22 protein-coding genes and 1 pseudogene are annotated in these 22,470 nt (G+C 43.6%); 12 read left to right on the top strand and 11 right to left on the bottom strand.

Annotated features, from left to right (window positions below; genetic code table 11):
* Nucleotides 1-391 precede the first annotated feature (391 nt).
* Nucleotides 392-1,015, bottom strand: a complete 624-nt coding sequence (locus QUA25_RS26870) for a TenA family protein (RefSeq protein ID WP_333042555.1) — start codon at nucleotides 1,013-1,015, stop codon at nucleotides 392-394.
* Between the two features lie 468 nt (nucleotides 1,016-1,483).
* Between QUA25_RS26870 and QUA25_RS26865 the strand changes: the two genes are divergently transcribed.
* Together QUA25_RS26865 and QUA25_RS26860 are read left to right on the top strand one after the other, a co-directional pair.
* Nucleotides 1,484-2,446: a glycosyltransferase family 2 protein gene (locus tag QUA25_RS26865; RefSeq protein WP_333042554.1), complete on the top strand. Its 963-nt coding sequence runs from the start codon at nucleotides 1,484-1,486 to the stop codon at nucleotides 2,444-2,446.
* An 84-nt stretch (nucleotides 2,447-2,530) separates the two neighbouring features.
* Complete coding sequence (locus QUA25_RS26860) at nucleotides 2,531-3,130, top strand: glutathione S-transferase family protein (protein ID WP_333042553.1); 600 nt, start codon at nucleotides 2,531-2,533, stop codon at nucleotides 3,128-3,130.
* 17 nt (nucleotides 3,131-3,147) lie between these two features.
* On the opposite strand, the gene QUA25_RS26855 is transcribed toward QUA25_RS26860, so the two are convergent.
* From QUA25_RS26855 to QUA25_RS29600, 4 genes are all read right to left on the bottom strand, one after another.
* Nucleotides 3,148-5,463: a tetratricopeptide repeat protein gene (locus QUA25_RS26855; protein WP_333042551.1), complete on the bottom strand. Its 2,316-nt coding sequence runs from the start codon at nucleotides 5,461-5,463 to the stop codon at nucleotides 3,148-3,150.
* Nucleotides 5,464-5,514: 51 nt separating this feature from the next.
* Nucleotides 5,515-6,303 (bottom strand): hypothetical protein, encoded by a 789-nt coding sequence (locus tag QUA25_RS26850; RefSeq protein ID WP_333042548.1) that lies wholly within the window; start codon nucleotides 6,301-6,303, stop codon nucleotides 5,515-5,517.
* The gene (locus QUA25_RS26845; RefSeq protein WP_333042546.1) at nucleotides 6,296-7,324 is read right to left on the bottom strand and encodes a caspase family protein; all 1,029 of its coding nucleotides are present in this window, start codon (nucleotides 7,322-7,324) and stop codon (nucleotides 6,296-6,298) included. Before QUA25_RS26845 ends, QUA25_RS26850 begins: the two co-directional genes overlap by 8 nt.
* A 546-nt stretch (nucleotides 7,325-7,870) precedes the next feature.
* Entirely contained in the window at nucleotides 7,871-7,939 is a 69-nt protein-coding gene (locus tag QUA25_RS29600) for a hypothetical protein (RefSeq protein WP_445242254.1), read from the bottom strand.
* A gap of 188 nt (nucleotides 7,940-8,127) precedes the next feature.
* On the opposite strand from QUA25_RS29600, the gene QUA25_RS26840 reads away from it, so the two are divergent.
* From QUA25_RS26840 to QUA25_RS26815, 6 genes and pseudogenes are all read left to right on the top strand, one after another.
* A complete protein-coding gene (locus tag QUA25_RS26840) occupies nucleotides 8,128-8,256 on the top strand; it encodes a DUF3122 domain-containing protein (RefSeq protein WP_333042544.1) in 129 nt (42 codons plus the stop codon).
* A gap of 5 nt (nucleotides 8,257-8,261) precedes the next feature.
* A pseudogene (locus QUA25_RS26835) lies at nucleotides 8,262-8,510 on the top strand (cation transporting ATPase C-terminal domain-containing protein); the annotation flags it as partial.
* Nucleotides 8,505-8,912, top strand: a complete 408-nt coding sequence (locus QUA25_RS26830) for an ion channel (RefSeq protein WP_333042557.1) — start codon at nucleotides 8,505-8,507, stop codon at nucleotides 8,910-8,912. The pseudogene QUA25_RS26835 and the gene QUA25_RS26830, both read left to right, overlap by 6 nt.
* A 478-nt stretch (nucleotides 8,913-9,390) precedes the next feature.
* Nucleotides 9,391-9,663 (top strand): hypothetical protein, encoded by a 273-nt coding sequence (locus QUA25_RS26825; protein ID WP_333042541.1) that lies wholly within the window; start codon nucleotides 9,391-9,393, stop codon nucleotides 9,661-9,663.
* An 86-nt stretch (nucleotides 9,664-9,749) separates the two neighbouring features.
* Nucleotides 9,750-10,493, top strand: a complete 744-nt coding sequence (locus QUA25_RS26820) for an AI-2E family transporter (RefSeq protein WP_333042538.1) — start codon at nucleotides 9,750-9,752, stop codon at nucleotides 10,491-10,493.
* Between the two features lie 484 nt (nucleotides 10,494-10,977).
* A complete protein-coding gene (locus QUA25_RS26815; protein WP_333042535.1) occupies nucleotides 10,978-11,787 on the top strand; it encodes a glucose 1-dehydrogenase in 810 nt (269 codons plus the stop codon).
* Between the two features lie 168 nt (nucleotides 11,788-11,955).
* Here QUA25_RS26815 and QUA25_RS26810 read toward each other — a convergent pair whose 3' ends face one another.
* Both QUA25_RS26810 and QUA25_RS26805 read right to left on the bottom strand, forming a co-directional pair.
* Complete coding sequence (locus QUA25_RS26810) at nucleotides 11,956-12,456, bottom strand: transposase (protein ID WP_333042534.1); 501 nt, start codon at nucleotides 12,454-12,456, stop codon at nucleotides 11,956-11,958.
* A gap of 657 nt (nucleotides 12,457-13,113) precedes the next feature.
* Nucleotides 13,114-14,124, bottom strand: coding sequence for a Gfo/Idh/MocA family oxidoreductase (locus tag QUA25_RS26805; RefSeq protein WP_333042533.1), 1,011 nt, complete (start codon nucleotides 14,122-14,124; stop codon nucleotides 13,114-13,116).
* 75 nt (nucleotides 14,125-14,199) lie between these two features.
* On the opposite strand from QUA25_RS26805, the gene QUA25_RS26800 reads away from it, so the two are divergent.
* Nucleotides 14,200-14,436: a hypothetical protein gene (locus QUA25_RS26800; protein WP_333042531.1), complete on the top strand. Its 237-nt coding sequence runs from the start codon at nucleotides 14,200-14,202 to the stop codon at nucleotides 14,434-14,436.
* Between the two features lie 213 nt (nucleotides 14,437-14,649).
* A complete protein-coding gene (locus QUA25_RS26795; protein WP_106149950.1) occupies nucleotides 14,650-14,949 on the top strand; it encodes a ferredoxin in 300 nt (99 codons plus the stop codon).
* A gap of 344 nt (nucleotides 14,950-15,293) precedes the next feature.
* On the opposite strand, the gene QUA25_RS26790 is transcribed toward QUA25_RS26795, so the two are convergent.
* Together QUA25_RS26790 and QUA25_RS26785 are read right to left on the bottom strand one after the other, a co-directional pair.
* Nucleotides 15,294-16,949 (bottom strand): SpoIID/LytB domain-containing protein, encoded by a 1,656-nt coding sequence (locus QUA25_RS26790; protein ID WP_333042529.1) that lies wholly within the window; start codon nucleotides 16,947-16,949, stop codon nucleotides 15,294-15,296.
* Nucleotides 16,950-17,158: 209 nt separating this feature from the next.
* Complete coding sequence (locus QUA25_RS26785; protein WP_333042528.1) at nucleotides 17,159-18,346, bottom strand: M20 family metallopeptidase; 1,188 nt, start codon at nucleotides 18,344-18,346, stop codon at nucleotides 17,159-17,161.
* Between the two features lie 302 nt (nucleotides 18,347-18,648).
* On the opposite strand from QUA25_RS26785, the gene QUA25_RS26780 reads away from it, so the two are divergent.
* On the top strand, nucleotides 18,649-20,124 hold the full coding sequence (locus QUA25_RS26780) for a glycosyltransferase family 87 protein (RefSeq protein WP_333042526.1): 1,476 nt from the start codon (nucleotides 18,649-18,651) through the stop codon (nucleotides 20,122-20,124).
* 10 nt (nucleotides 20,125-20,134) lie between these two features.
* Here QUA25_RS26780 and QUA25_RS26775 read toward each other — a convergent pair whose 3' ends face one another.
* Entirely contained in the window at nucleotides 20,135-20,344 is a 210-nt protein-coding gene (locus tag QUA25_RS26775) for a ribbon-helix-helix domain-containing protein (RefSeq protein WP_333042524.1), read from the bottom strand.
* Nucleotides 20,345-20,533: 189 nt separating this feature from the next.
* Here QUA25_RS26775 and QUA25_RS26770 point away from each other — a divergent pair, with 189 nt between their 5' ends.
* Nucleotides 20,534-20,767, top strand: a complete 234-nt coding sequence (locus QUA25_RS26770; protein ID WP_190733091.1) for a hypothetical protein — start codon at nucleotides 20,534-20,536, stop codon at nucleotides 20,765-20,767.
* Nucleotides 20,768-20,893: 126 nt separating this feature from the next.
* On the opposite strand, the gene QUA25_RS26765 is transcribed toward QUA25_RS26770, so the two are convergent.
* Nucleotides 20,894-22,408, bottom strand: a complete 1,515-nt coding sequence (locus QUA25_RS26765; protein ID WP_333042521.1) for an ABC-three component system protein — start codon at nucleotides 22,406-22,408, stop codon at nucleotides 20,894-20,896.
* Between the last annotated feature and the right edge of the window lie 62 nt (nucleotides 22,409-22,470).

Genomic DNA, 22,470 nt, shown 5'->3' with positions numbered 1-22,470 from the left:
TTTAGAGACATAAGATAGGCTGCACACTGAAGTTATCTTTCTGTTATTATAGGATCATTCATTCTGTGGGACTCTCTTAGTAAAGTTGCCCTGATTTGGGCGGTGGCTATTTGTTGTGGTATTGGAGAAAAAGGCTGAGCATTACAGTCGTCTATTTGGGCTTTTTCTCTTTAGCGTTACTGATCAACTCCAGTGTTATGCAATCGGTTCATCCCTAAGCTTAGGGCATTGTTTTGCTCTCGGTGGGAGTCGGTTTAGTGTTGATTAGTCAGCCTCGTTGGGAATAGGCTGTTATGACATTATTTGCTACATTCCTGCTGTACATGGCTGTTAAATTTACTGGGTGTAGGTAGCTTAAGATAGTTTTCCATATCTTTTGCCCAAACTTAATTTACTCTATTTCCCAAGCTGCCTGAAAAAAGTCTCTTTCGCATAGCATAGCGTAGCGATAGGTTGCTTCTACCTCTGGCCCAGCCTCTGCGTAGCGATCGACCAAACTTTCCAGCCGTTTTGCTAAAATCTCAAAATCCGAGCTGCTATAGGTGGAAATCCAGTCGCTAAAGGCGTGTTCCGGTATATTAGGTTTAGCTAGCTGCTGTCCCAAAAAAGCATACAACCGCAAGCAAGGAGTCATGGCGGCTACTGTCAAACCTACACTACTCCCCCAGGCTGTCGCTAATAAAAAATCTGTGTAGCGGCGGGTAGCGATTCCCGGTTTTGCCTCTTGCAAGTTTACCCCCCATTTGGCTGCATATCCTTGATGCAAACGAAGTTCTTCTAAAACGCCGCTACCGAGATTGTGGAGGATTTCAAACCCCTCCCAGTCGGGTACTTTTGCCGCAGCGATACTGTAAGCGCGAGCGAAGGCTCCCAGAAAAAATGCGTCTTGTGCAACGTAATATGCAAAACTATTTTGGGGCAGGCTGCCGTCAGCAATGCCTCTGACAAAGGGATGTTGCAGACAAGCTTCGCTTAAGTCTTGATTTGCTTGCCAAAGATAATTGGAATTTGTCATGCCATTTTGAATCGATGGGTTATGATTGTAATTTTTATAGTCTGACTAAACATCTATAATAACAATACTCCGGACAGTTTTTGGAACCAGACTACAAGCTTACGCGGGGCAAGGATCATAAATAAAGTCGAATTAAATGCAAGTCCGGGGTGGAGCTGACATTGATTTAATTATCCACAGGGGCTGCGAAGTCCTACAGAATAAGCCATTGGACCATATAAAAACTGTCCGGAGTATTGTAATAACAGATGTTTTTGCTTGGCGTGTGTCAGTCTTATGGTATCTTTTATTTTTCGTATTTAAGAAAATAGATAAGTTTTGGTATGCGGCTATGTTGTGGGCTGCTGTTGTCTGCCTAAAAGAGCGAAATTACGTGCCGAACCTCTCTCGTGAAGCAGCCAGGGTGTTTGGGGAAAAAGAAACTTTTGATTGAACGGTTGAAAAGCCGATTTTTAAACAGAAACTGCAATGAACGATACACCTAAGTATTCCTTGGTAATTCCTATCTATAACGAAGAAGAAAATCTCGCTGAATTGTATCGGCGAATTAGTGCCGTGATGGATCGCATGGACGGCCCAGTAGAATTAATTTTAATCAATGATGGCAGTCGCGATCGCTCTCTCGAACTTTTGCGAGAATTGCACGAAAAAGACTCGCGAATTTGTTACCTCAGTTTTGCCCGCAATTTCGGTCATCAAATAGCTGTAACTGCTGGTTTAAACTTTTCTAGAGGTCAAGTTGTAGTCATCATGGACGGCGATTTGCAAGACCCGCCAGAGCTAATTATAGATATGGTAGAACAGTGGCGGCAGGGCTATCAAGTTGTTTACGCTCAGCGCACTCAACGCCGTCAAGAAGGTTGGTTTAAGCGGTTGCCTGCTTATATGTATTATCGCATTTTGCGGCATCTTGCGGATGTTGATATTCCGATAGATACCGGAGATTTTTGTTTGATGGATAGGTGCGTGGTGGACGTGCTAAATGCGATGCCTGAACGCAACCGCTACATTCGGGGACTGCGCGCTTGGATTGGTTTTAAACAAACGGCCGTTAAGTTTGAACGAGATCCGCGTTTTGCTGGGGAGGTCAAGTATACATTCAGAAAATCTTTGAGTTTGGCGATGAATGGTTTAGTATCTTTTTCAAAAGTTCCCCTCCGACTTTCGATTTATATGGGGTTATTTGCGGCATTTGTATCTGTGTTAATGGCTTTTTTGATTTTGTATTGGCGGATTTTTTATCCAAGTTCTGCCTTAACGGGTTTGACAATTGTGATGATGGCGGTTTTCTTTTTGGGTGCGGTGCAGTTGGTTAGTATTGGGATTTTGGGCCAGTATATAGGGCGTATTTACGAGGAGGTGAAGGGCCGGCCGCTTTATACTTTGGCAGAAGTGGCTGGTTTTAGCGATCGACACCGATCGCCAAAATAATTTTAGCAAACAACTGTTAACTCATCGTGCCTCAATTATAGAATTTATGAGATAATTTAAGATCGTAAAATCTTCTCAAGACTGATGTTTAAACTTTACGAGTATTCCCCCTCGGGCAATTGCTATAAAGTTCGCTTGCTCTTAACTCAGCTTAATATTCCCTTCGATCGCACAGAAATTGATATTCTCCAAGGAAAAAGTCGCACACCTGAATTTTTGGTCAAAAATCCCAATGGCCGCATTCCGGTGTTAGAAATCGCACCGGGTAAATTTCTGTTTGAATCGAATGCAATTATGTTTTACTTGAGCGAAGAAACTGAGTTTTTACCCACGGATAAATTTGAACGGGCTCAAGTCATGCAGTGGTTATTTTTTGAACAGTACAGTCACGAACCTTTTATTGCTACTTCTCGTTTTTGGTATATGACAGGGAAAGCAGAAGAATATCAGGAAGCACTTCAACAAAAACAAGCACCGGGTTATGCTGCTTTGGGGGTGATGGAACAGCATTTAGCAGAAAATGAGTTTTTTGCGGGCGATCGCTATACTATTGCTGACATCGGTTTATTTGCTTACACTCACGTTGCTGACGAGGGCGGATTTGATTTAACCAGATTTCCAGCAATTCAAACTTGGATCGATCGCGTAAAAAGTCAACCTCGATATATAAAAATTACACAATGAAATTAAAATGAGGCTAATTACATCAAAGCTCGAAATCGTTCATCATCTCGGATACTGTCAAAATCAGGGTTGTGTTTTGCTTCGCTTCGGCTAAAACGAGGTGCAATATCAATCGCTTTCTGTAGATTATCGATAGCCTGTCCAATCTCACCTTGTAGTGCGTAGCAGCAGGCTTTACCGTAATAGCCACTCTCATGCTTAGGATTTTGCTTAATCGCTTGTTCACAATCTGCAAGGGCTTCGGTGTATCGACCAGCCCTTGCCAAAATAATGCCACGATTAGCCCTGTATAATACTTCTTTAGGCTCTAATTTAATTGCTTCATCAATGGCTGTAATAGCTTTCTCAAAATTTTTGAGAAGACTTAATGTTAGTGCTTGAATGTTCAGTGCTTGATAATTATTATAATCAATCTCAAAAGCTCCATCGCAAGCAGTAAGGGCTTCCTCATATCGCCCTAGAATATTGAAAACAGTCCCTCGAATTAGCCAAGCAAAAACACATTCCGGATCGAGGTTAATCGCTTCTTTAGAACTTTCCAGCGCTTCCTCATATCGCCCTAGATAATTGAGAACTCTCCCTCGCCTTAACCAAGCATTAACAGATTGCGGAGCGATTTCTAGGGCTTTTTTATAACTTTCGAGCGCTTCCTCATATCGCTCTAAATTATAGAGTGAGTCCCCTTGATTTACCCAATCCTCAACAGATTGAGGAGCGATTTTTAGCGCTTTTTGATAACTTTTGAGTGCTTCCTCATCTCGGCCTAAATTATTGAGTATGCTCCCTCGATTTCTCCAAGCATCAACATATTCATGATCGAGGTTAATCGCTTTTTGACAGCTATCCAGCGCTTCCTCGTATCTCTCTAAATTGCCTAGAGCAGCACCCTGCCCAGCAAAAGTGGATGCATTAATTTGATCTAGCTCCAGTGCTTTCTGATAGCAATCCAGTGAATCATTGTAAAGTTTTGCACTTCCCAGTAAGTGACCAAGACTTGAAAAAAGAGTATGCTTCAGTTTCGGATGGCAGTGAGTTAATTTTTCACACTGGATTTTCGCTTGCAACAGTGAATCAGTTCTTTCTCTGGATGTGCAACGTAAAGACTTATAGATCAGTCCTGCACACTTGCCTAGACTATCCTTGAGATCGCCAACATAGCCCAACATGGATTGAATAGATACTTCAATTTGTTTGGAAAATTCCTCAATTGCTTGTTCTGAAGGAGTATTCTCACCTTTAAATTTAATCTTGTACTTTGTTGGGTGTATATGTAGAAATTTCCAGCCAAAGCTGAGAGTTCTTCCCGAATCTTTAAAAAATTTGTCTGTCGCTTTGGGCAGCAGATTCAGGTTCTCTTCACTTATCTCTGCACAAATGAAAGCAAAGGGAGCCATAAATACATCTGGTTCTTTCAGATACACTGCGGTAAAGACCTGTTCAATATATTTTTGGAGTCCTTCCTTTCCCTTGCCAAAAAGATTGTAATAGAGAAACTCTGCCATCAGTTCTCGCCACTCCTCATTCTCATACTGATCGGGTAAAAACATTTCCGGAGTAACAAGTTCATCCGCTTGTTGCTGGAAGTAATTGGCTAGTAAAACATGAGTTTTGCGAAACAGAGTTTGATCCTCCTGAAAATAGGACTGCCGAAAGACATCCCGCGCCACATCATCTAAGCGGTAGTGCCCTTTGGTAAACTCAACAAAATCTGAGTCTTTCAACCATTCAAAGTAACCCTCTGCATTATCGGCATCTTGTTGTAAGCCTAATTCAACGCTTCCAAGCAAATACCGAATCATCGCCCGATCGAACCATCGACAACAAGCTACCACATACAAAACTTTCCGATTCCGGCGCTCTATCCCCTGCAAAAATAATTCAGCGATCGCTTGGTTTCCTTTGGAAAAATCAGGTTCTTCACCTTGCTCTCGTTGCTTCCGTACCCAATCTAGATAATAGGGTAATCCCTGTGTTGCCTTGTAGATTTTGGCGCGTATACCGCCATTTTCAATGCCAATTTGCTTGAGATATTCCTCTGTATCCTTCTTGCTAAACTTCTTAAGTGGCACCTCAAGGAGCAACTTCCGATCCTGGTTGAGCTTGCGCCAACCCTCATCTGCTTGCAGCGATCGCCGCCCTACAACCACCAGCCTTACTGGTGCAGTAGACAACGCAGTATCTTCGACCAAATACTGCCACAGCCATTGATTCAGGTAAGACTGTGCTTTTTCATAGGTATCCAAAATCAGCACGAGCGATCGTCCTCTGCTTTGGGCAATTTGCATCAGACTTTCAGCAAATGCCTGCGTCAGTTTGGAAACTGGCTGTAACATAAGAGCCTGTAGCTCAGGCTGGTCTTTGGTCGCGGGGTGATTCCGCACTCGCTATTTGATCGATTCTTGCAAGCTGTCTGCATCCTCTCCAATCGCCGCTAATGCAGAAAAACCTACCCCTGAAACATTAAAAGATGTCGGCTTACTTGAGGTGGAGGTCAAACCTATTAGGTTTAGCCAGATGAAGCGTTGAAACCAGCTTCTAATCTTCTTTGCTTCTTCGCTGCTAATTGTTTCACCATCAATTGACTCCTGACTCAACTTGTATAGAGTTGACTTAAACTGCTCCTCCTTTTGTTTGAATGAATCGGCGATCGTTTCACCTCCAAAACGCTCAACAGCCTGCTCATGTACCTTTCGCATCAATTTTAGGGGAGTTTCGATATCGGGCGTTTTCGCAAAACAAATCTCCAGAAAATCAACTTTGCCTGCATGGGCATCCTTTAACCGCCCCAGTAACGTTGTTTTACCAACTCCGCCTGTTCCCCAAATATTGAATAGCAAGGGTTGTCCCTCAGATTCTTTGAGTGCTAAGACAAAGCGTTCTAACAGCCTTTTCGCCTCATCTCGTTCTATGTAATGTCTATCTGGCACTCGCGATCGCATCGCAGATTGACGATTAATCCCGAACTGAACTGACTGCTGAGTCTCTTTCTTTGCTAATTGTGCCGCTTCTAATCGTGCCTTTAGTAGAGCAACTTCTTCTCGCTTTTCATCGAGTGGAATCTTCAGGTCTACTGGAATCGTCGAACTGGTGTAGATTGCCGCTTGTACTTCCATCAATGTAAGCGCTTTTTGATGAGCAATTAGTATTTTTTCCAGATCGGCGCAATCATCCATTCGATTTCCCATCCCTCAATCTTGCTTCCAATTCTGCCACCTCTCGCCGTTTTTCCTCTAGGTCAATCTGCAGATGAACAGGCATTTGCAGCCTTCCATAGCCAGCAGCCTGTTCTTCTAGAAAAGCCAGCACTCGCCTCGCCATCGCCAAGGCTGGGGTCACAACCTCTTGATTTGTCATCACCCTAGGCAACTCTCGACTCTGGGTTTGGCTGGGCAGCCCCTTGCCACCGCGCAACATTGCCACTGGAAAATCCTCCGTCGCTGCATCAAAAAACGGGATTTGTTCTGCGTGACAGAGGTTACGGGCACTCTCTGGAACTTTTTTTCCCAAATGAGTCATGACGTTGGAAATTTTGACGAGGCGATCGCCCGGTTGATTTGCCGCTCCCTTCAGCGCCTCAATCAGATGATATGTATAGAGACTGAGGCCATCTGGTCGCACCGAAGAAGGTTGATTTCTTCGTGATGAGGTGAACACGGCCCGACCTTCCCCCTGCTTCAGGGCATCATTCACCCCTTTCGAGAACTCTGTACGCAAAAAGTCTGCTGGCCGATCGTTCTTAGCGGTAGCCATCCCCTCCGCATAACAACTATCAATGATTACCCAGAGACGTTTAGCCTTGATATTTCGTAACTTCTGATTCAATGTTTCCGCTAAAAGGGCTGTTTGTAGAATGGCTTGCTCATTAAAATCATGTTGGACTAAGTAGTAAGCATTACTGGCATCGTGAAACCCACCATGCCCAGAATAGTAAATGACGATCGTGGCCTCTGGGTCTGCCTCTGCACATCCTTTTAACCAGTCCAGATCCTCCAAAATGGCACTGTGAGTCGCACCCTCGTCCTTTAACAACCGGACACGATCGGGGGTATTGGGATATGCACAAAAATTTGCGTCAGTCAGCACATCTTTGAGCGCTTGAGCATCCGTGACTGTTTCTGGAAGCGAATAGCCTGCGTCAGCAGTATTACCAACACCAATCAACAGCGCGTAACCGTGGGTAAATAGATCGGACATCTAAAAAAAACTCCAGCACAAAACAACAATCCCTCAACCCGAGTTAATAATATATAGTTCCTAAACCAGCATAAACTAAAAAACACAATCAAGCTACTTCCCAAATAAATACTAGACTAAGCTGTTAGTTTTAGGGCTTACTCGTTATCGCTACCTTTCTCCCAGTTTCGATCGAGAGCGGGCAGCATTGGGAACTTTCAAATTGTACAAACTACTGGTTTTGTTCACGTATAGATGCCTAGAAATTGACAAAGGTTTCACCAACATATCGGTATTTTTTTACAAGCCAGTTTCGCCGCTTTTATACTTTAACATAGCGCCTATTTTTCCTTAAAAATTAACAAGATTTATGAGTAAAAACAGCTTTATTTCGGTTTTGTTGATGGTAAAAATGTTTTTCGACTGCCAATAAGTCTCTCCTTTTCCATAAACAGCTTCAGCGACAAAGCCATTGGCAAAGCGCAACTGTGCGTTGCACAAACAAGCTTTGTACAAATCCGGCTGAGTGTCCAAAAATATGGCATCTGGCGCCTCTTGAAGGAAAATCTATAGCACCGCAGCAAAAATTAGAATCAAAATAATCAGACTCTTGAACTGATTAAGCAACAGTATCAATGCGCTCGATTTACAGCACTTTCCGATGCTATGAGGTACAATTAAGAATTACGGCATTATTGGCGTAGTTGGATTTAGGTTGACACTACCGGCAACCAGAGCGGCTGCGATCGATTTAGACGGGGTTTTTGTAGGTTTAGGACGCGGAGTTTGCTACTGTCACGTAAATCGAAGAATATCCAGCGCAAATGCTCTACCCATCCCGGCAAAACCTGCGAGATCACAACGGAAATTCCTGGCAGGCGATCGCCTTTAAGCGTATTCATCCCGGTGGTAGTGCGATTGTCTCGACTTTTGGGAGTTTATTGATCGATTGAGTGCTTCAGATGATAACTTTGCCTCCATTGAAGCCGCCGTAGAAGAAGGACGCACCGTTTATGGCAACCTGTTGAAAACCATTGGGTTTATCCTACCCGTCAACGGTGGAGAGGCGATGACCATAGTGGTGGGAATCTTGGCTGGTATCACCTTGCCAATTTTGCCCGTGCAGATTCTCTGGGTGAATATGGTGAGTTCCGTCGCCCTTAGTGCCACTCTAGCTTTTGAGCCCTTATCGGCTGACACTATGCGCGGTTTGCTCCTGTTGCATAATGTGATAGCGATCGTCACTCTAATTGGCGCGGCTAGCATTAATGCGTTTGAGTGCGAGTTTCCTAATGGTAGTGCTGGCATTAATGACTATGGCACTGCGCTGTGGTTGACGGGAATGTTGATGAGCACGATCGGCTCTGATTACTTTCCGAAAACAGCCCAAGGGTGGGTGCTTTGTTTTTTGCTGGCGTTGTGTGCGATCGCGCTAGGCGGTTATTTTACAGCAACCCTGGCTACATTTTTTGTGAGCCAGGAGGCTGAGAGCGATCGAGCAGAAATAGTGGCTACACAATCTATTCAAGCTTTGGAAACAGAAATTACTGCACTGCCAACAGAGGTTCAAGCCTGCTTCACGAAAAGGTTTAGACCTGTGAATTGCTAACCTTAGAGTTGAGCATGAGGTCGATCGTTCTCGATGCGATAGTAGACAAACGATTATGTCTGTCCAATTATAGATAATATTCTAATCTCAACTCTGCCAAGCGACAGAGGATATTTAAATTCTTTAATTTTACTATAAAATTACCGTCTAACCACTCAACGCAAAAATATTTAGAACGCTGGAAAAAATCAACCGAATCAATTTATGATTGGAAATCAAAAATCCCCACTTTATCAAGCCTAAGTCAAATGTTTAACTGTTCAATAGTGCGGACAGTTTTTCTAGGCGGGATGGCGGATTTTCTAAATACTTTGAAGCCCAGCAGATAATTAAATCAATGTCATCTCCACTCCTGACTTGCATTTAATTTGGCTTTTTTACGATCCTTGCCCTCTAAAGCTTGTAGTATCGTTACCAAAAATGCCCGCAGTATTGAATGTTAACCTGGTTCTATTTATTACATTGACACGAGAAACTCATGGAAAACACATTGTTCGATCGCACATTCCGCGACAGCGAAGGCCAAATTGTTATAGCTCAGGTGCCAAATCTACCACTGAGTGTCGGGATTGTAGCTAGTTTATTAACGCTCATTGTTACAACAGGTAAAATTAATTTAGGGTTGGAGCTAGTAGCCTTTGGCTCTTTATTTACTTGGGCTTGGGAAGAATTATTTCAAGGAGTTAATTACTTTCGTAGAGCATTAGGTTTGATTGTGCTTGTCGGTCTGATTGTAGGGAAACTTCAATAATTAGGTAAGCATAAATCAAATCAATAAGGTATAGCAAAACCTTGAATCAGGCGGATGAGGAACGGTGGAGAGGTTGACCGGCTGTAATGGACAATCCAAAAATTAACACCAATAGGATGTGGGAACACCTGAACAATCCTCCACTCATTCGCTACCTGCTACTATGGACGCTTGGCTGGGCGATCGTGCAGGTGTTGGCATATTTTGAAACGGTTCTGATTGTTTCTATTTTTGCAGCCATTCTCGCCTTTGTGCTTAACTCTCCAGTCAAATTTGTATCTCGTTTCATCCCTCGTTGGGTAGCGGTTGTGCTGGTGTTTTTACTTGCCTTGTTGATTCTAGGTGGGTTAATGGCAACGTTAGGATTAGCTATCATTTCCCAAGCACAGCAGTTATTGGAACAGGCTCCTCAATTTTTAGAGTTGGCGATCGCACTGTTGGAAACACTCCAATCGTTTCTGCAAAAGCGCATTACGGTCGATTTCAGCACCTTTGAGACACAACTGCGCGAACAACCCCTCGGCATCATGGGCATGGGTTTTTCCACACAGCAAAATGTGTTATTCAACTTGCTAGATGTGATTGTGATTGCGGTGATTTGCTTCTTTATGCTGCTAGATGGTAGACGACTAGGGAATCTGATCGTGAGGCTCTTTCCATGCGGATTACGCGATGATTTGACCAGGGCAATTCAAAATAATTTTCTTGGTTTCTTTGGTGTCGGTTGCTGTTATCAATCTTCTTCGGCATCTCTACCTTTGTGGTGTTTATTTTGCCTAATATTCCCTATGCACTGGTCATGGCAGCAGTCGAAGGCGCACTTTACATGATTCCCGGTATTGGCTGGCGCAACGATTGGGATTAGCCTCATCTGCCAGATTATTCTGCCTCAAGGAATTCTGCTCAGCTTGAAAGTTTTAGTGGTTTGCATTGTCTTACAGCAGGTTGAAGAAAACTTACTCATGCCCCGTATTATGCAAGGCTTCATTAATATAAATCCAGTCATTATGTTCTTTGCGCTATTATAGCAATCCTTGCAGGAGTCGTAAATTTTTTACCCCACCCCAACCCTCCCTTTACCAAGGGGAGGGAGTAAGAATTCACAAATGATTTAGGATTGCTATAGTGGGGGCGCGAGTCGCTGGATTGGTCAGAGTTTTTCTGTCGCTCCCGATCGCAGGCGTAATAATCAGCCTCCTGGATATTGATGGAATACCTGTGGAAAAGACAGAATAACCTTCTGGTTGATGTTGAAGCTAGTTGTGGTGAGGTTTCGATTACAACATTTTTTGTTGAATCTCTAGGAGAGAAATTATGAAAGGTTTAAAGGGAAAAAACGCACTCATTACTGGAGCGAGTTCAGGCATTGGGCAGGCGATCGCCATTCGTCTCGCTCAAGAAGGTTGCAACATTGCCGTTAACTATCGCAAAAGCTTAGAAGAGGCAGAAGATACTGAAGAAATAGCTCTGCAAAAAGCCTGTGGACAAGCATCGGAATGCGGGGTTGAAACGCTATTAGTTCAGGGAGATGTCTCCAAAGAAGACGACATCCTTCGTATGGTGAATACTGTCATTGATAAATTTGGTAGTCTGGATATCCTGATTAATAATGCTGGGATTCAAACAGAAAGCGCATCCCATGAAGTGCCAACCGATGAATTCGATCGCATAATTGCCGTCAATTTGCGAGGTGCATATCTCTGTGCGCGGGAAACCATTAAGCATCTGTTAGAGCAGCAGCGCTCAGGCGTGATTATCAATATTTCCAGTGTGCATGAAATCATCCCCCGCCCGATGTATATCAGCTATTCCATCAGCAAAGGTGGCATGGGAAATCTGACTAAAACCCTAGCGTTGGAATACGCAAGCCGAGGCATCCGTGTCAATGCTATCGCGCCCGGTGCAACAATTACACCGATTAATGAAAGCTGGACTGACAATCCAGAACAAAAGGCAGTAGTGGAAAGCCATATCCCAATGGGACGGGCCGGCACATCGGAGGAAATGGCAGCATCTGTTGCCTTTCTCGCATCAGATGAAGCGGCTTACATTACGGGACAAACGCTCTATATTGATGGTGGATTGACCCTCTATGGTGACTTTCGCGAAGCTTGGTCTGCCTAAATTAACTTGGAGAAACTATTTGGAGTAAATAGGCGATCGCTGTCATTTTACCTAAAAAAGGATTTGTTTGGGCGATCGCTTTCTTTACTCACCGGACACTAGACTAAACCGCACTAATGTGTCATGCAGATACAGCGGTTCCCTTGTTATGAGGTACAATAGCAACAGCTAGCTTCCCCAATTTCTTAAATGTTGAGGATTTATTAAATTGAGGGCAACTGCTATTATTGTATCAATCATAGATGCGTTAGTTGGAGCAAATTTCCGCAAAAAAGATTTGAGTTGTGACCACCCGAGTTCAATAGGCATAAAATAGGCGAGAGTCAGAAGATAAATAAAACTCGTGCCTACAGCTTCAATCATTGGTACAATTGATGCTAGTTTATGAACGGGTAAATTATCCATTACTACTAATGCTCCTGCCCATAATTCAGGACACAAAAAGTTCTCAATAAATAGGGCAAATGCTGGTCCATCCATTGAATCCTTTATTGCCATTACTGCCAGCACTTGGTTAATACTAATTGCACCTATAGCTGTAATCTTTGCGCCTCGATAAAATGGTTTTAATAAGGATAATCTTGTCCCCGCTTGCGAACAGGCATGAGTTCTGGCCAAACCAGCGTAAAATCCCAGTTTCATCCAAAAATACCAGGTTTTCTGGCTCAATATGTTTGATCATTTCCCAATATTTAACTCTTAACTTTTAAACTCTTTCTGTTGCGGCTTGGGTACTATACTATGTTTTTTTTACGATTTAATCCTAACTTCTGCAAATACCGACACATGGCCGTTCTGCTCACCCCATTTCCAGTCTGATGAGCAAATAATTCACACAACTTTACCCTAGTGGGTTCTGGATGCTCTGCCACCAGTGCTTTGACGAATGGTTGGGCATTTTTCAGATGAGTCAATTGCGGTTTTCCTCTCTGTTTCGGCTGTAAATTACCCTCGGTTTTTTGAATATTCACCAGTTTTTGAACTAAACTTTTACTGACCCCAAATCTAGTAGCTAATTTCCTCTATAGACATCTTTTCTGCCAAATGAGCCTTCACTATTTTTGGCCGGAGATCGAGAGAATAGGCTTTCATTAGGTTGGACTACAACAAGGATATTTTATTGTACCTCATAACAGCGGAAACCGCTGTATATCAAATCTTGCACCCTTCTCAATAACACGCTTTCGGGCCTGTTCCACAAAGAAGAAATTTTCTTGGGAAACAACCTCTCTGGCCAGTTCCTAAATAGGTAATTGAGGAGAGTGCAACATCTCAGTTATATTGAATTTTCTCAAATTAAATAACCTTATGTTGGCTAGTTTTTTGCTATTTTATAAGTTCGAGAGTTTGCCTAGTTTCGCTTGATAGCCTCGCAGTATCTGCTACTTTCAAAGCATACAAACTACTGGCCTTATTTACGTACAAAGGCGTACCCTTTGAAAAATATTCCAACACCATATCGGTATCTTTGGCAAACAAACCGCGCCGCGTCCCTACTTTGATGTTGTGCCGATTTTCTCCCTGAATTAATTGACCGGATTCTGGAGTAAAAACCAGCGTTCCTTCTTCACCGTAGATAGTGAAAATGTTTTCCGACTGCCAAAAAGTCTCTCCTTTTCCATAAACAGCTTCAGCGACAAGGCCATTGGCAAAGCGCAACTGTGCATTGCACAAACAAGCTTTGTAGAAATCCGGCTGACTGTCCCAAAATTGAGCTTGACAGTTAACGCTTGCCACTTCCCCGAACAAATCAGTAAATCGGTGCAGTCGCGAAATTGCACCAACTAAGGGAAAGCCAAAGAGGGAATGTTGATAAGTCCACCGCTGCGGGGCTGGATGTTGAGGAGTAATAGTAATGTAGCGGGCGTAAAAAACTTTACCGACTAATGGCAAAGATTCTTTGATTGCTTGGTGCAAACCGCCTAACAGTTCGATGTGTTCGATGTGGAGGAGTTTTTGCTTTTGGGCGGCAAGTTCGATCGCCCTTTCTGCTTCAGATACGTCTAAAGATAGAGGATATTCCACCACAACGTGCTTGTCATTTTCTAGGGCTGCCAGGACGATCGCCCCGTGATCCCGATTCACCGTACAGACAATCACCAAATCTAAATCGTCTCTTTCTACCAGCTTGCGCCAAGAAACCGCAGCTTCTGCCCCGAACCCTTGACAAAATGCTGCGGTTTTATCCGGGGAGTGGCCCGCAACTGCTACCAAGTTCGATCGCCCATCAGCTTGAATTGTCTCCGCCCTCAACTTAGCGGCAAAACCAGTACCCACAATCCCCACGCGAATTGGAGAATTAACCGAAAAACCAAAGCGAGTATCAATATTAGTCATGGGATTTGAGATTTAAGATTTTAGATAGTTACAGACTTGCGGTGCAGGGCTTTAGGGTTCTACCGCGCAGATTTTATGCTGTGGTTGTGGTGCGATTTATTCGATCGAGCCTTCAACACCCAAGTCTTGATGCGATCTCACTATACATTTCACCGCCTGCTGGGACTTGCCTTGCAGCAAGTTTTGCTGAAACTCGATCGACACACCGCATACCAACAACCCGGTTTTTGTGCTGTAGGGCTCAAAACAGGATTTTTCCTGGAAACCGGATTATTTAGCGCAAGTCTTGCGGCAACAGTATCACAAGGCTGAACCCAAGATAGGTATAAGTAATCAAGATGAAATTAGAAAAAGTTATAACTAATCCCATTCAAATGTTTTGTAAATAAGTGTGTCAACCTCCCTTCTATCCCCTACTATCATAGAGGGAACGAACCTAAGACCTAACCTCAAAGCTAATAGAGCCTTGAAGTTTGCATTAGGAAAAATTATCAATCTTGTTGAATTTTTGAGAGGATTTAGTGCATGGCAACTTACAAAGTTACCCTCATCAGCGAAGCCGAAGGAATTAACCAGACCATTGACGTTGATGACGATACTTACATTCTTGATGCTGCTGAAGAAGCAGGACTCGACCTCCCCTACTCTTGCCGCGCTGGAGCTTGCTCCACCTGCGCCGGCAAAATCACCAAAGGCGAAATTGACCAATCCGACCAATCTTTCTTGGACGATGACCAAATCGAGGCCGGATTTGTCCTCACCTGCGTCGCCTATCCCAAGTCTGACTGTACGATCGAAACTCACCAAGAAGAATCGCTCTACTAAGAAAGGACGCTCTGCGTGATACCCTAAGAAACCCGGTTTCTCGTTTCCAGAATTAAGCTGAAATACGGCAATTATGTTAAGAAACCGGGTTTCTGTGTCTAACATTGCAACAAAGCCGCCAGCAGTCTGTCACTCCCAGCTATGAATTCATAGGTGTTTGAGCAGATAGCTGACCAAATAATTTTAGATTTTAGATGGCAGATTTTAGATTAACGGTGAAACCAATCTAAAATCCAAAGTCTAAAATCTAAAAGTTTTACGGCTAATATTTAGTCTCGCGTTGCGCGGACTTTGTTTGTTTAGTGGCGAATTAATTCGCCGACTCTTAGGCCGAGTTCGATCGACTATTCGCGCCAAGATGTAATGTTATCGCTGAGCGGCACAACTTGAGCGCCGGGAAAATAAAAGCCCAGAATTTGAGATCCGTTCCAGCCCAAATTAGCCAAATTGTAAGAACCAGTCTGACTCATTCCTACCCCGTGTCCGAAACCGCCTCCGACAAAAGCATAACCGTTGAGAGTTTTGTCTGGATTGTAAATTGGTTCTAGGTAAAAAAGCGTGCTGATCGGCGGGTAAAAAGCATTGCGAATCTCGTCTTTGTCGATATCGATGGGGCCCAAGTCAGTTTGAACCTTCATTTTCAAAACTCGACCTGCGGCCGACCTTTCCACCACTTCCACTTGAGTCACAGTTTTAAGATTAGACAGCGGGTGCTGTTTCTTCTGAAGATACTGTTTGAGAAATCCAGCAATCGCTGTCAAAGAAGCTGGCTCGCGCCACCGAAAAGTATCTTCTTTTTCCTCATTAAACCCTTTTTCCAAACTGATAAAGCGGCGGAGGTTGTTTTCGTCAGACAAACTCTGCTTGGACAAATCCCAAACATTATTAGCGGAATCGACTATCGATCGCAAATATGGACGTTCCGCGCCCTGCCACACATCGTTAAAAGAGGCTGTCACGCCGCCGCTAGACGCGGAATAGAGCGCGTCTACTAGCTGATTTTCATAAGTTAGCACCAAACCGCTCGTTTGGGCGATCGCCTTATCACTTTGCGGGTAAACCTCCGTCAAACCTTGATAAACTTGGCAGTTAACATCAGCGCACAACTCATAATTATCCACAGCAAAACGGCGCAAATTTCTCAGGGCGTAGGTTCTGGCCAAAATAGTTTGAGCTACAATCGCAGCGTAAGGCGAAAAAGCCCCTATTTCGTGAGGAACAACACCCCGCAAGTAAGTTTCGGTCAGCACTTCATTGACTAAAGTATAAGTGCCGTAAGCATTTTTTTGCAGGCGCAAATTGCCACCATAACGGCGAGTTTGTTGAATAGCTTTTTCGGGTTCAGTAGCTGTCGCCTCGTGGGTGGTTTGTTCCAATACCTCAATCACATTTTTCCCCGCCGTCACATCCAACTCATTGCGGTTGAAGCGAAAGCCGTTTAAAACCCAAAATGCCTGGGGTACTTGTTTAAAAACTTTGGAATCCAAAAAAGCTGTTGTGTTCCCTTGAGCTTGCAAACTTTGCAACAGCCAGCGCCGCACCAAAGGAGAGTTATAAACATCTCTTTTTGCCCAAACTTGCCAGCGCAAAGGTTGAGCAATTTCTACTTCTATTCCCTGGGCGCGCCACTGATTAGCGCTGTCTTCCGCACTCTCGAAACTGCGGTGAGAACTTAGTACCACTCGTTCTTCTACTAATGGCGATTCCAGCGGTTTGGGGGCTATTTCTAACTTGACGCTAACAGCCGTTTTGGTTTCTATGCCTTGAGGAGTTTTGTAACGCAAAGTTAAGCTGTCGCCCGGTAATGCTTTTAGCGTCAGTTTGTCGGTTGCTTTGGTACCAAACCGCTGCACTACGCCAATTTTGATGGGTCTATTTTGGGGAGTTTGGGCGTATCCCGCAGCGCTGAAAATGGGCAACAGGCACAATGCGGTGAAAACAGTCCTAGAAATGCAGCTAAACCATTTGTAATTGGGAGTGGGAGGTGCTTGAGCGAACACGGTTATCTGTCTCGCGATAGTTGAAAGTGGGGGATTTTTGATTGTACGTTAGCACATTTGGCCGTTGCTATAAGGGAATTGCCGAAGATTAACTGGTTTGGTTGCCCGAATTCTGTTAAGTCGCTAGGCGCAAATAAACTTTACATCAAGCAATTTTGAGCCATTACCCGCCCCACAATCTTATTATGGGTAATTCAATGAAAGCGAGTTTACCTACTTACTTGGTTTTTCCAATATTGGTAGGCGGCATAGGCCAAGGTGACAGCGCCGGTGACAATGGCCGCTTCATCAACCTCAAATTGCGGGTGATGGAGGGGATAGTTCGGTTTGTCCGTCAGTCCCACTCCTAAGCGAAACATGGTTCCCGGTGCGTGTTCTAAGTACATCGAAAAATCTTCGGCGCCGAGGGAGGGTTCTGGTAAAATTTGGACGCGCGATCGACCTAAAGCTTCTAAAGCCGCACTTTCGACTAATTGCGTGAGTTTTGGGTCGTTTTGGACTCCGGGGACTCCGCGCTTGTAGGTGAGTTCGTACTTAGCGCCGTAAGTCCCGCAAACGCTGGAGACAATTTGTTCGATCCAAGCCGGCAGGTTTTCGTGGGTTTCTGGATGCAGCGATCGCACGGTTCCCAATAATTTTACTCGATCGGCAATTACGTTCGGCGCTCGTCCGCCGTTAATTTGCCCGATCGTCAAAACCAGTGGCCTCAAAGGATTTTGCGTGCGGCTAATGGCCTGCTGCAAAGTGGTAATTATCTGAGAAGCAATCCAAATTGCGTCGATCGCCTCGTGGGGACGCGCACCGTGGCCGGATTCGCCCATGACAATCAATTCTATGTCATCTGCCGCCGCCGTCAGTGCCCCGTGGCGGATACCGATGCAACCGCCGGGAATCGTCGGAAAAACGTGCACTCCGAGGATGCCGTCAACATCTTCCATCGCCCCATCTTTAATCATCCATTGAGCACCTTGGGCAATCTCTTCTGCAGGCTGAAACAAGAAGCGGACGTGACCGGGCAATTTTTCCCCTAGCTGAGACAATATCATGGCTGCGCCCAAACCGACGGTGGTGTGGATGTCGTGGCCGCAGGCGTGCATCACTCCCTCGTTGCGGGAGGCAAATTCTAAGTTAGTGCGTTCTTGAATCGGCAAAGCGTCCATATCGGTGCGAATTGCCAGCCACCGGGACTCGCTGCTGTGGCCTTTGATTTCGCCGAGCACTCCTGTTTTGCCGATTCCTTCGATCGCGCGGACTCCGCTGGATGCGAGAACTCCGGCTACATAGGCTGCGGTTTGATATTCTTGCCCGCTGAGTTCGGGGTGGGAGTGGATGTGGCGGCGAATTTCGATTAAGCGGGGTGCTAGGGTGGCGGCTAATTCTTTGATGCGGGGAAGCATGAATTTACTTGGGGAGTGCGGTACAAGTTGTAGTCAACTAGGTTAACGCATATGTTTGGGGGTGAACAGGGTTATAAGGGGCAAAAGTGCGATCGGGCTTTTAGATAGCAATCCTATTTCGTTTGTGAATAAGATTTTTTTTCTCACCGCAGAGGGCGCAGAGAACGCAGAGAAAAGAGAGAAGAGAGAGTTAGGTTGAAACGGGGAACAAAAGTTAATATTTTAGGTGAAAATGCTGATTTTTATTTGACTATTTCTGGTTGTGATATCATCGAATAGTAAATTTATTAAAATTAATTTCTATGATTAGCTTGGGCTTCTGGAATGTAATTATTTTAATTGCTGTCGCTTTGATTGTAAAATTTAATTGGCAATTAAATAGCGAAAAAACAGCATGGCAAGATTCTTTGTTTTTAAACCATCCTTCCATTAAAAGGTTGACTCATTTTTTTCGTCAACCGATGGTTAACTTTATTTTGCAAGCAGTTATTGTATTAGTTGTCACCCGATTTCTCTGTTATACCGGTTGGTTGGTTTACAATCTGACTACCCGACCCGATCCGCCTTACTGGGATTTTAAGTGGTTTTATGTCGCGAGTAAGTTAGCCCATGAGCATTTGAGTCCCTTTAATGTAGAAGTATTTAACAGCGGTTTCTGTAGCATCACAAAAGTGTGTGGGTTTATTCCATCTTTTGTTTATCCACCTAATATCATTCCTCCCCTCTGGTTTTTGGGCTATTTCCCGATAAAGACTGCATTTACAATCTGGACTTGGCTGCATCTTATTGCCACAGGTTTTGTTTTATGGGGAGCGAATATCTTGTTGGTGTCGCACTCACGAGCTGTTCGGACTATTTGTAGTATATCAGTTGCATTCCTCTACGGTTTTGTCTTCGATCTTCAAGTTGGCAATGTGGCAACTTTTATTGCGGTTCTGCTGTTATGGATGTTTATTTATGCTAGAAAAAATCTGGATGTAATTGCAGGAATTTTATTAGGTGTTGCCCTTTTTAAACCAACTTTAGTTATATTGTTTCTTCCTTATTTTTTAATCAAAAGACGGTTTCAGCTAGTTTTTATATCTCTAGTCACGGTAACTTTTTTGGCAGTTATAGGTCTAGCTGTAACGGGCAATTCCTTAACAGGATTTATACAGGATGCGACTCGTGGATTTCCACTCTGGCTCAACGATCCATCGAATAATGCTTATATTTCTATGAGTCGCCTTGATTTAAGGGTTATGGGGCCGAGATTTTTCCCCGATAGTCCCTTCGTGGCGAAGCTATTTTCTGACTTGATTATTCTGGTGCTAGTTGGTTTAGTGAGTTGGTATTTTTACAAAAAACAATCTGGCAATGCTTGGTCAAAAAAGGTTGACTTATCTGAAATGGTGCTAATTTCTACTTTGAGTATTGCTATCAACTATTCACAGCCAACCAGTTCTGTGATGTTAGCACCGGCGGTGGTTTTTTTGCTGAATGATTTATGTTTTCAGATTAAAAATTGTGCCTTCTCTAGGCAAAGAATGTCGGTTTGGTTATTGGGGGTTGGCTGTGTCATGGTGCAAACCGCAGTGATTCATGGCGGGCTGTTGGTGTTTCTAGGAAAGCGGTGGAACTGGAAGGGGGGGGAATTGCCTTATTTGTTTAAAGTAACTATTTTTTCACTACCGAGTTATGCGATTTTAGGCCTTACGTTAAGTGTTTTAGTCTTAGCGATTACATCTCTTTCGTTTGGTGATTTGGGGGATTCCCAAACCGATAGACAGCATTGTTAATCTACCAAAATCAGTCTTGCTCGTTGCTGTCGCTTTTCTGTTGCTGCGATCGATCGTCGCTTTGAATTCTCCCCTCAGATTTAGCCTCATCTACTGCTTCTTGAATTAATGTCAACACCATATTCGAGACCGGCCGATAATGCGATTTGGCTAACCGCTCTAGGTCTGCTTTAAGTTCTTCTGGAAGATATACAACTATTCTGGGGAGTTTTGCTGGCAAGGCTGTTGTTTGTGCTTTTACTGCCCTATTGTACCTTTTTTTGACCTCTACAGTATCAATTTTACCCTCAAGGGTTGACTCGGAGTGCATACCGTGATACTTTAGAGTGAACACAAAACAAAACCCCCACCGCTCAGAGTTGCAATCGTTCGGTGGGGGCTTGAACTCCCATATTTAGGAGGAAACTCTATGATATCACCGCCAAAGTCAGTTCCCGAACTACTCCGGGAAGAAATTCCTGATGTACCTCAAGGTAAGCAACCGATTCGTTTGCTGTTGTGTGGCGTTCCCAAAGCGGTAGACAGCATCGTTAATCTGTTGCACGTTTTAGGTTTTGCAGAAGTTGGGGAATGGAGCCCGCCTCTACCATCGCCTCTAGCGGGTGAGGTGATTCGGATTTTAACCCGTTACTGGAAAGAGTAATCTTTGACGGCGATCGCACGAATTGAAAAAGTGCGATCAGCCTTATTTGACCCTTTGGATCGGGTTTCTGGTTAGAGGAGCAAGAAAACCAAACAAAAATATTTGTAGAAGAGTCAAAGAATATCTCTAAAAGAGAATGCCTAGTAGTCCACTTTCATCACTTTCGTCTGTCAGTCTAAGTCTTACAAAAGAATCAAAATTAAAATCTTTGGCAAACTCGGAGTATGGAACCCTATCTGAATTTAATGTACATATATATTGAAAGCCACATCTTCTAGATTCTCTATCGGCAAATTCAAGAGCAAGTCTCACTTGTCTCTCATCAACACCATCAAAAATGGTACTGTCATGAATTAATATACGTGGTGAAGGATCGCGTTCAGACCAAAGCTGTGCCAGCATTAAGTCATAACAAAATATTTTCATGTTATCGATACCTTCGCTGCCATCACGGCTAATCTCTACATTGAACTGAAAACCATTGTCGCCTACATTAATAATTAACCTTCCTGGGGCACCGTAAAGAAACCGAGAGTTTATATTGAATAGCTCTCTAGCTTTTTCTGCTTGAACACGTCGTTCTTGATAGTCACGACGTGCGCGTTGTAGTAAGCGTTCTTTTTCAATATTTAAATCACTTTTTCCTTCTTCAAACTTATTTAATTCTTCTATGCGTTTATTAATTTCATTTAGATTAGATACAATTTCCAGATAAAGTTCTTGGAGTCTTGTGTACTCTTCTAAAGCACCATGTGTTTGTAGCACTTCCAATAAAGAAGCACGTTGTTCGGTTTTTTCACGTATGAGACCTTCTCTAGATGATACATCTCTCCTGATACGCTCAATTTCAGTCGATAGAAAATCGCGACGATTTTCTATAAGCCTACGATGAAAACTTTCTACTTCTTCCAATCTTCTAACTACCAAACCCGGGAGTTCAATACCGACACTTTCGTATATATGAGTTACATCATCTGGGGATGGTTCATTTTCTGCTTCCAGGCTAGATTGATAAAATTCTAAGATTTTTTTATCGGCAATATTGTTATTAGTTGCTTCATGAATTTCCGCAGTCAACCGATTAGCATTAGCCTCTAGTTCGTGGTATTGAGGAGCTACGCGAAAATTACTTAAGGTTTGTTTTCTCTCGCGTAACTGTGACTCGACTTGGACTTTTAAAGCTTCGAGTTCGCCTAAAGAACCAAATATGCCAATTGCAACTCCTGTATCTGTGTCTTTTTTGAGTTTTTTTATATCATCTAGTAATTTTTTTTGATCTTTTAAAAGTTGTAAATCTCTCGCATCTTCCCAAGCCAAACCTAGTAAAAAAGCATTATTAACTTGCTTGTCCCAATCAAACTGCTTTCTGTGATGTTCAAAGGGAGTAGAAAAGGCGTCTCGTCCACGGCGGATAAAATAAGAAATTAGACCTCTAAACGTAGGTTGGAATTTTTTATCTTCATTATCACTTGGCAAACCAAACAAAAGGTTTCCTAGTATTGCCTTCCAATGTGTCACGCTCAGAACTCTTTGCCCTTCTTTTTCTTTTGGCTGAATTGGCCAGGAAGTAGTATCTCCTTCAATTACTACCTTTGACTTGTCAGCAGTATTTCTAGTTACTGTAATCTGGGGGGGTGACAAAGAGGGCTAGGAGATAGACCGAATCAGAGTTGCAGCCCGCATACCTTGTTGATAAAAGCGAC

The sequence above is a fragment of the Microcoleus sp. Pol17C6 genome (assembly GCF_036701145.1).
Classification (GTDB): domain Bacteria; phylum Cyanobacteriota; class Cyanobacteriia; order Cyanobacteriales; family Microcoleaceae; genus Microcoleus.
Note: the sequence above shows the minus strand (reverse complement) of the source record. Positions and strands in the feature narration are given on the sequence as shown.

What these genes read in the sequence shown, in the direction of transcription:
- QUA25_RS26865 (WP_333042554.1), top strand. Translation starts at nt 1,484, where the DNA reads ATGAACGATACACCTAAGTATTCCTTGGTAATTCCTATCTATAACGAA.
- QUA25_RS26805 (WP_333042533.1), bottom strand. Translation starts at nt 14,124, where the DNA reads ATGACTAATATTGATACTCGCTTTGGTTTTTCGGTTAATTCTCCAATT.
- QUA25_RS26800 (WP_333042531.1), top strand. Translation starts at nt 14,200, where the DNA reads ATGCTGTGGTTGTGGTGCGATTTATTCGATCGAGCCTTCAACACCCAA.
- QUA25_RS26850 (WP_333042548.1), bottom strand. Translation starts at nt 6,303, where the DNA reads ATGGATGATTGCGCCGATCTGGAAAAAATACTAATTGCTCATCAAAAA.
- QUA25_RS26870 (WP_333042555.1), bottom strand. Translation starts at nt 1,015, where the DNA reads ATGACAAATTCCAATTATCTTTGGCAAGCAAATCAAGACTTAAGCGAA.
- QUA25_RS26815 (WP_333042535.1), top strand. Translation starts at nt 10,978, where the DNA reads ATGAAAGGTTTAAAGGGAAAAAACGCACTCATTACTGGAGCGAGTTCA.
- QUA25_RS26855 (WP_333042551.1), bottom strand. Translation starts at nt 5,463, where the DNA reads ATGTTACAGCCAGTTTCCAAACTGACGCAGGCATTTGCTGAAAGTCTG.
- QUA25_RS26820 (WP_333042538.1), top strand. Translation starts at nt 9,750, where the DNA reads ATGGACAATCCAAAAATTAACACCAATAGGATGTGGGAACACCTGAAC.
- QUA25_RS26860 (WP_333042553.1), top strand. Translation starts at nt 2,531, where the DNA reads ATGTTTAAACTTTACGAGTATTCCCCCTCGGGCAATTGCTATAAAGTT.
- QUA25_RS26825 (WP_333042541.1), top strand. Translation starts at nt 9,391, where the DNA reads ATGGAAAACACATTGTTCGATCGCACATTCCGCGACAGCGAAGGCCAA.
- QUA25_RS26785 (WP_333042528.1), bottom strand. Translation starts at nt 18,346, where the DNA reads ATGCTTCCCCGCATCAAAGAATTAGCCGCCACCCTAGCACCCCGCTTA.
- QUA25_RS26780 (WP_333042526.1), top strand. Translation starts at nt 18,649, where the DNA reads ATGATTAGCTTGGGCTTCTGGAATGTAATTATTTTAATTGCTGTCGCT.
- QUA25_RS26830 (WP_333042557.1), top strand. Translation starts at nt 8,505, where the DNA reads ATGCGCGGTTTGCTCCTGTTGCATAATGTGATAGCGATCGTCACTCTA.
- QUA25_RS26840 (WP_333042544.1), top strand. Translation starts at nt 8,128, where the DNA reads ATGCTCTACCCATCCCGGCAAAACCTGCGAGATCACAACGGAAATTCC.
- QUA25_RS26795 (WP_106149950.1), top strand. Translation starts at nt 14,650, where the DNA reads ATGGCAACTTACAAAGTTACCCTCATCAGCGAAGCCGAAGGAATTAAC.
- QUA25_RS26845 (WP_333042546.1), bottom strand. Translation starts at nt 7,324, where the DNA reads ATGTCCGATCTATTTACCCACGGTTACGCGCTGTTGATTGGTGTTGGT.
- QUA25_RS26770 (WP_190733091.1), top strand. Translation starts at nt 20,534, where the DNA reads ATGATATCACCGCCAAAGTCAGTTCCCGAACTACTCCGGGAAGAAATT.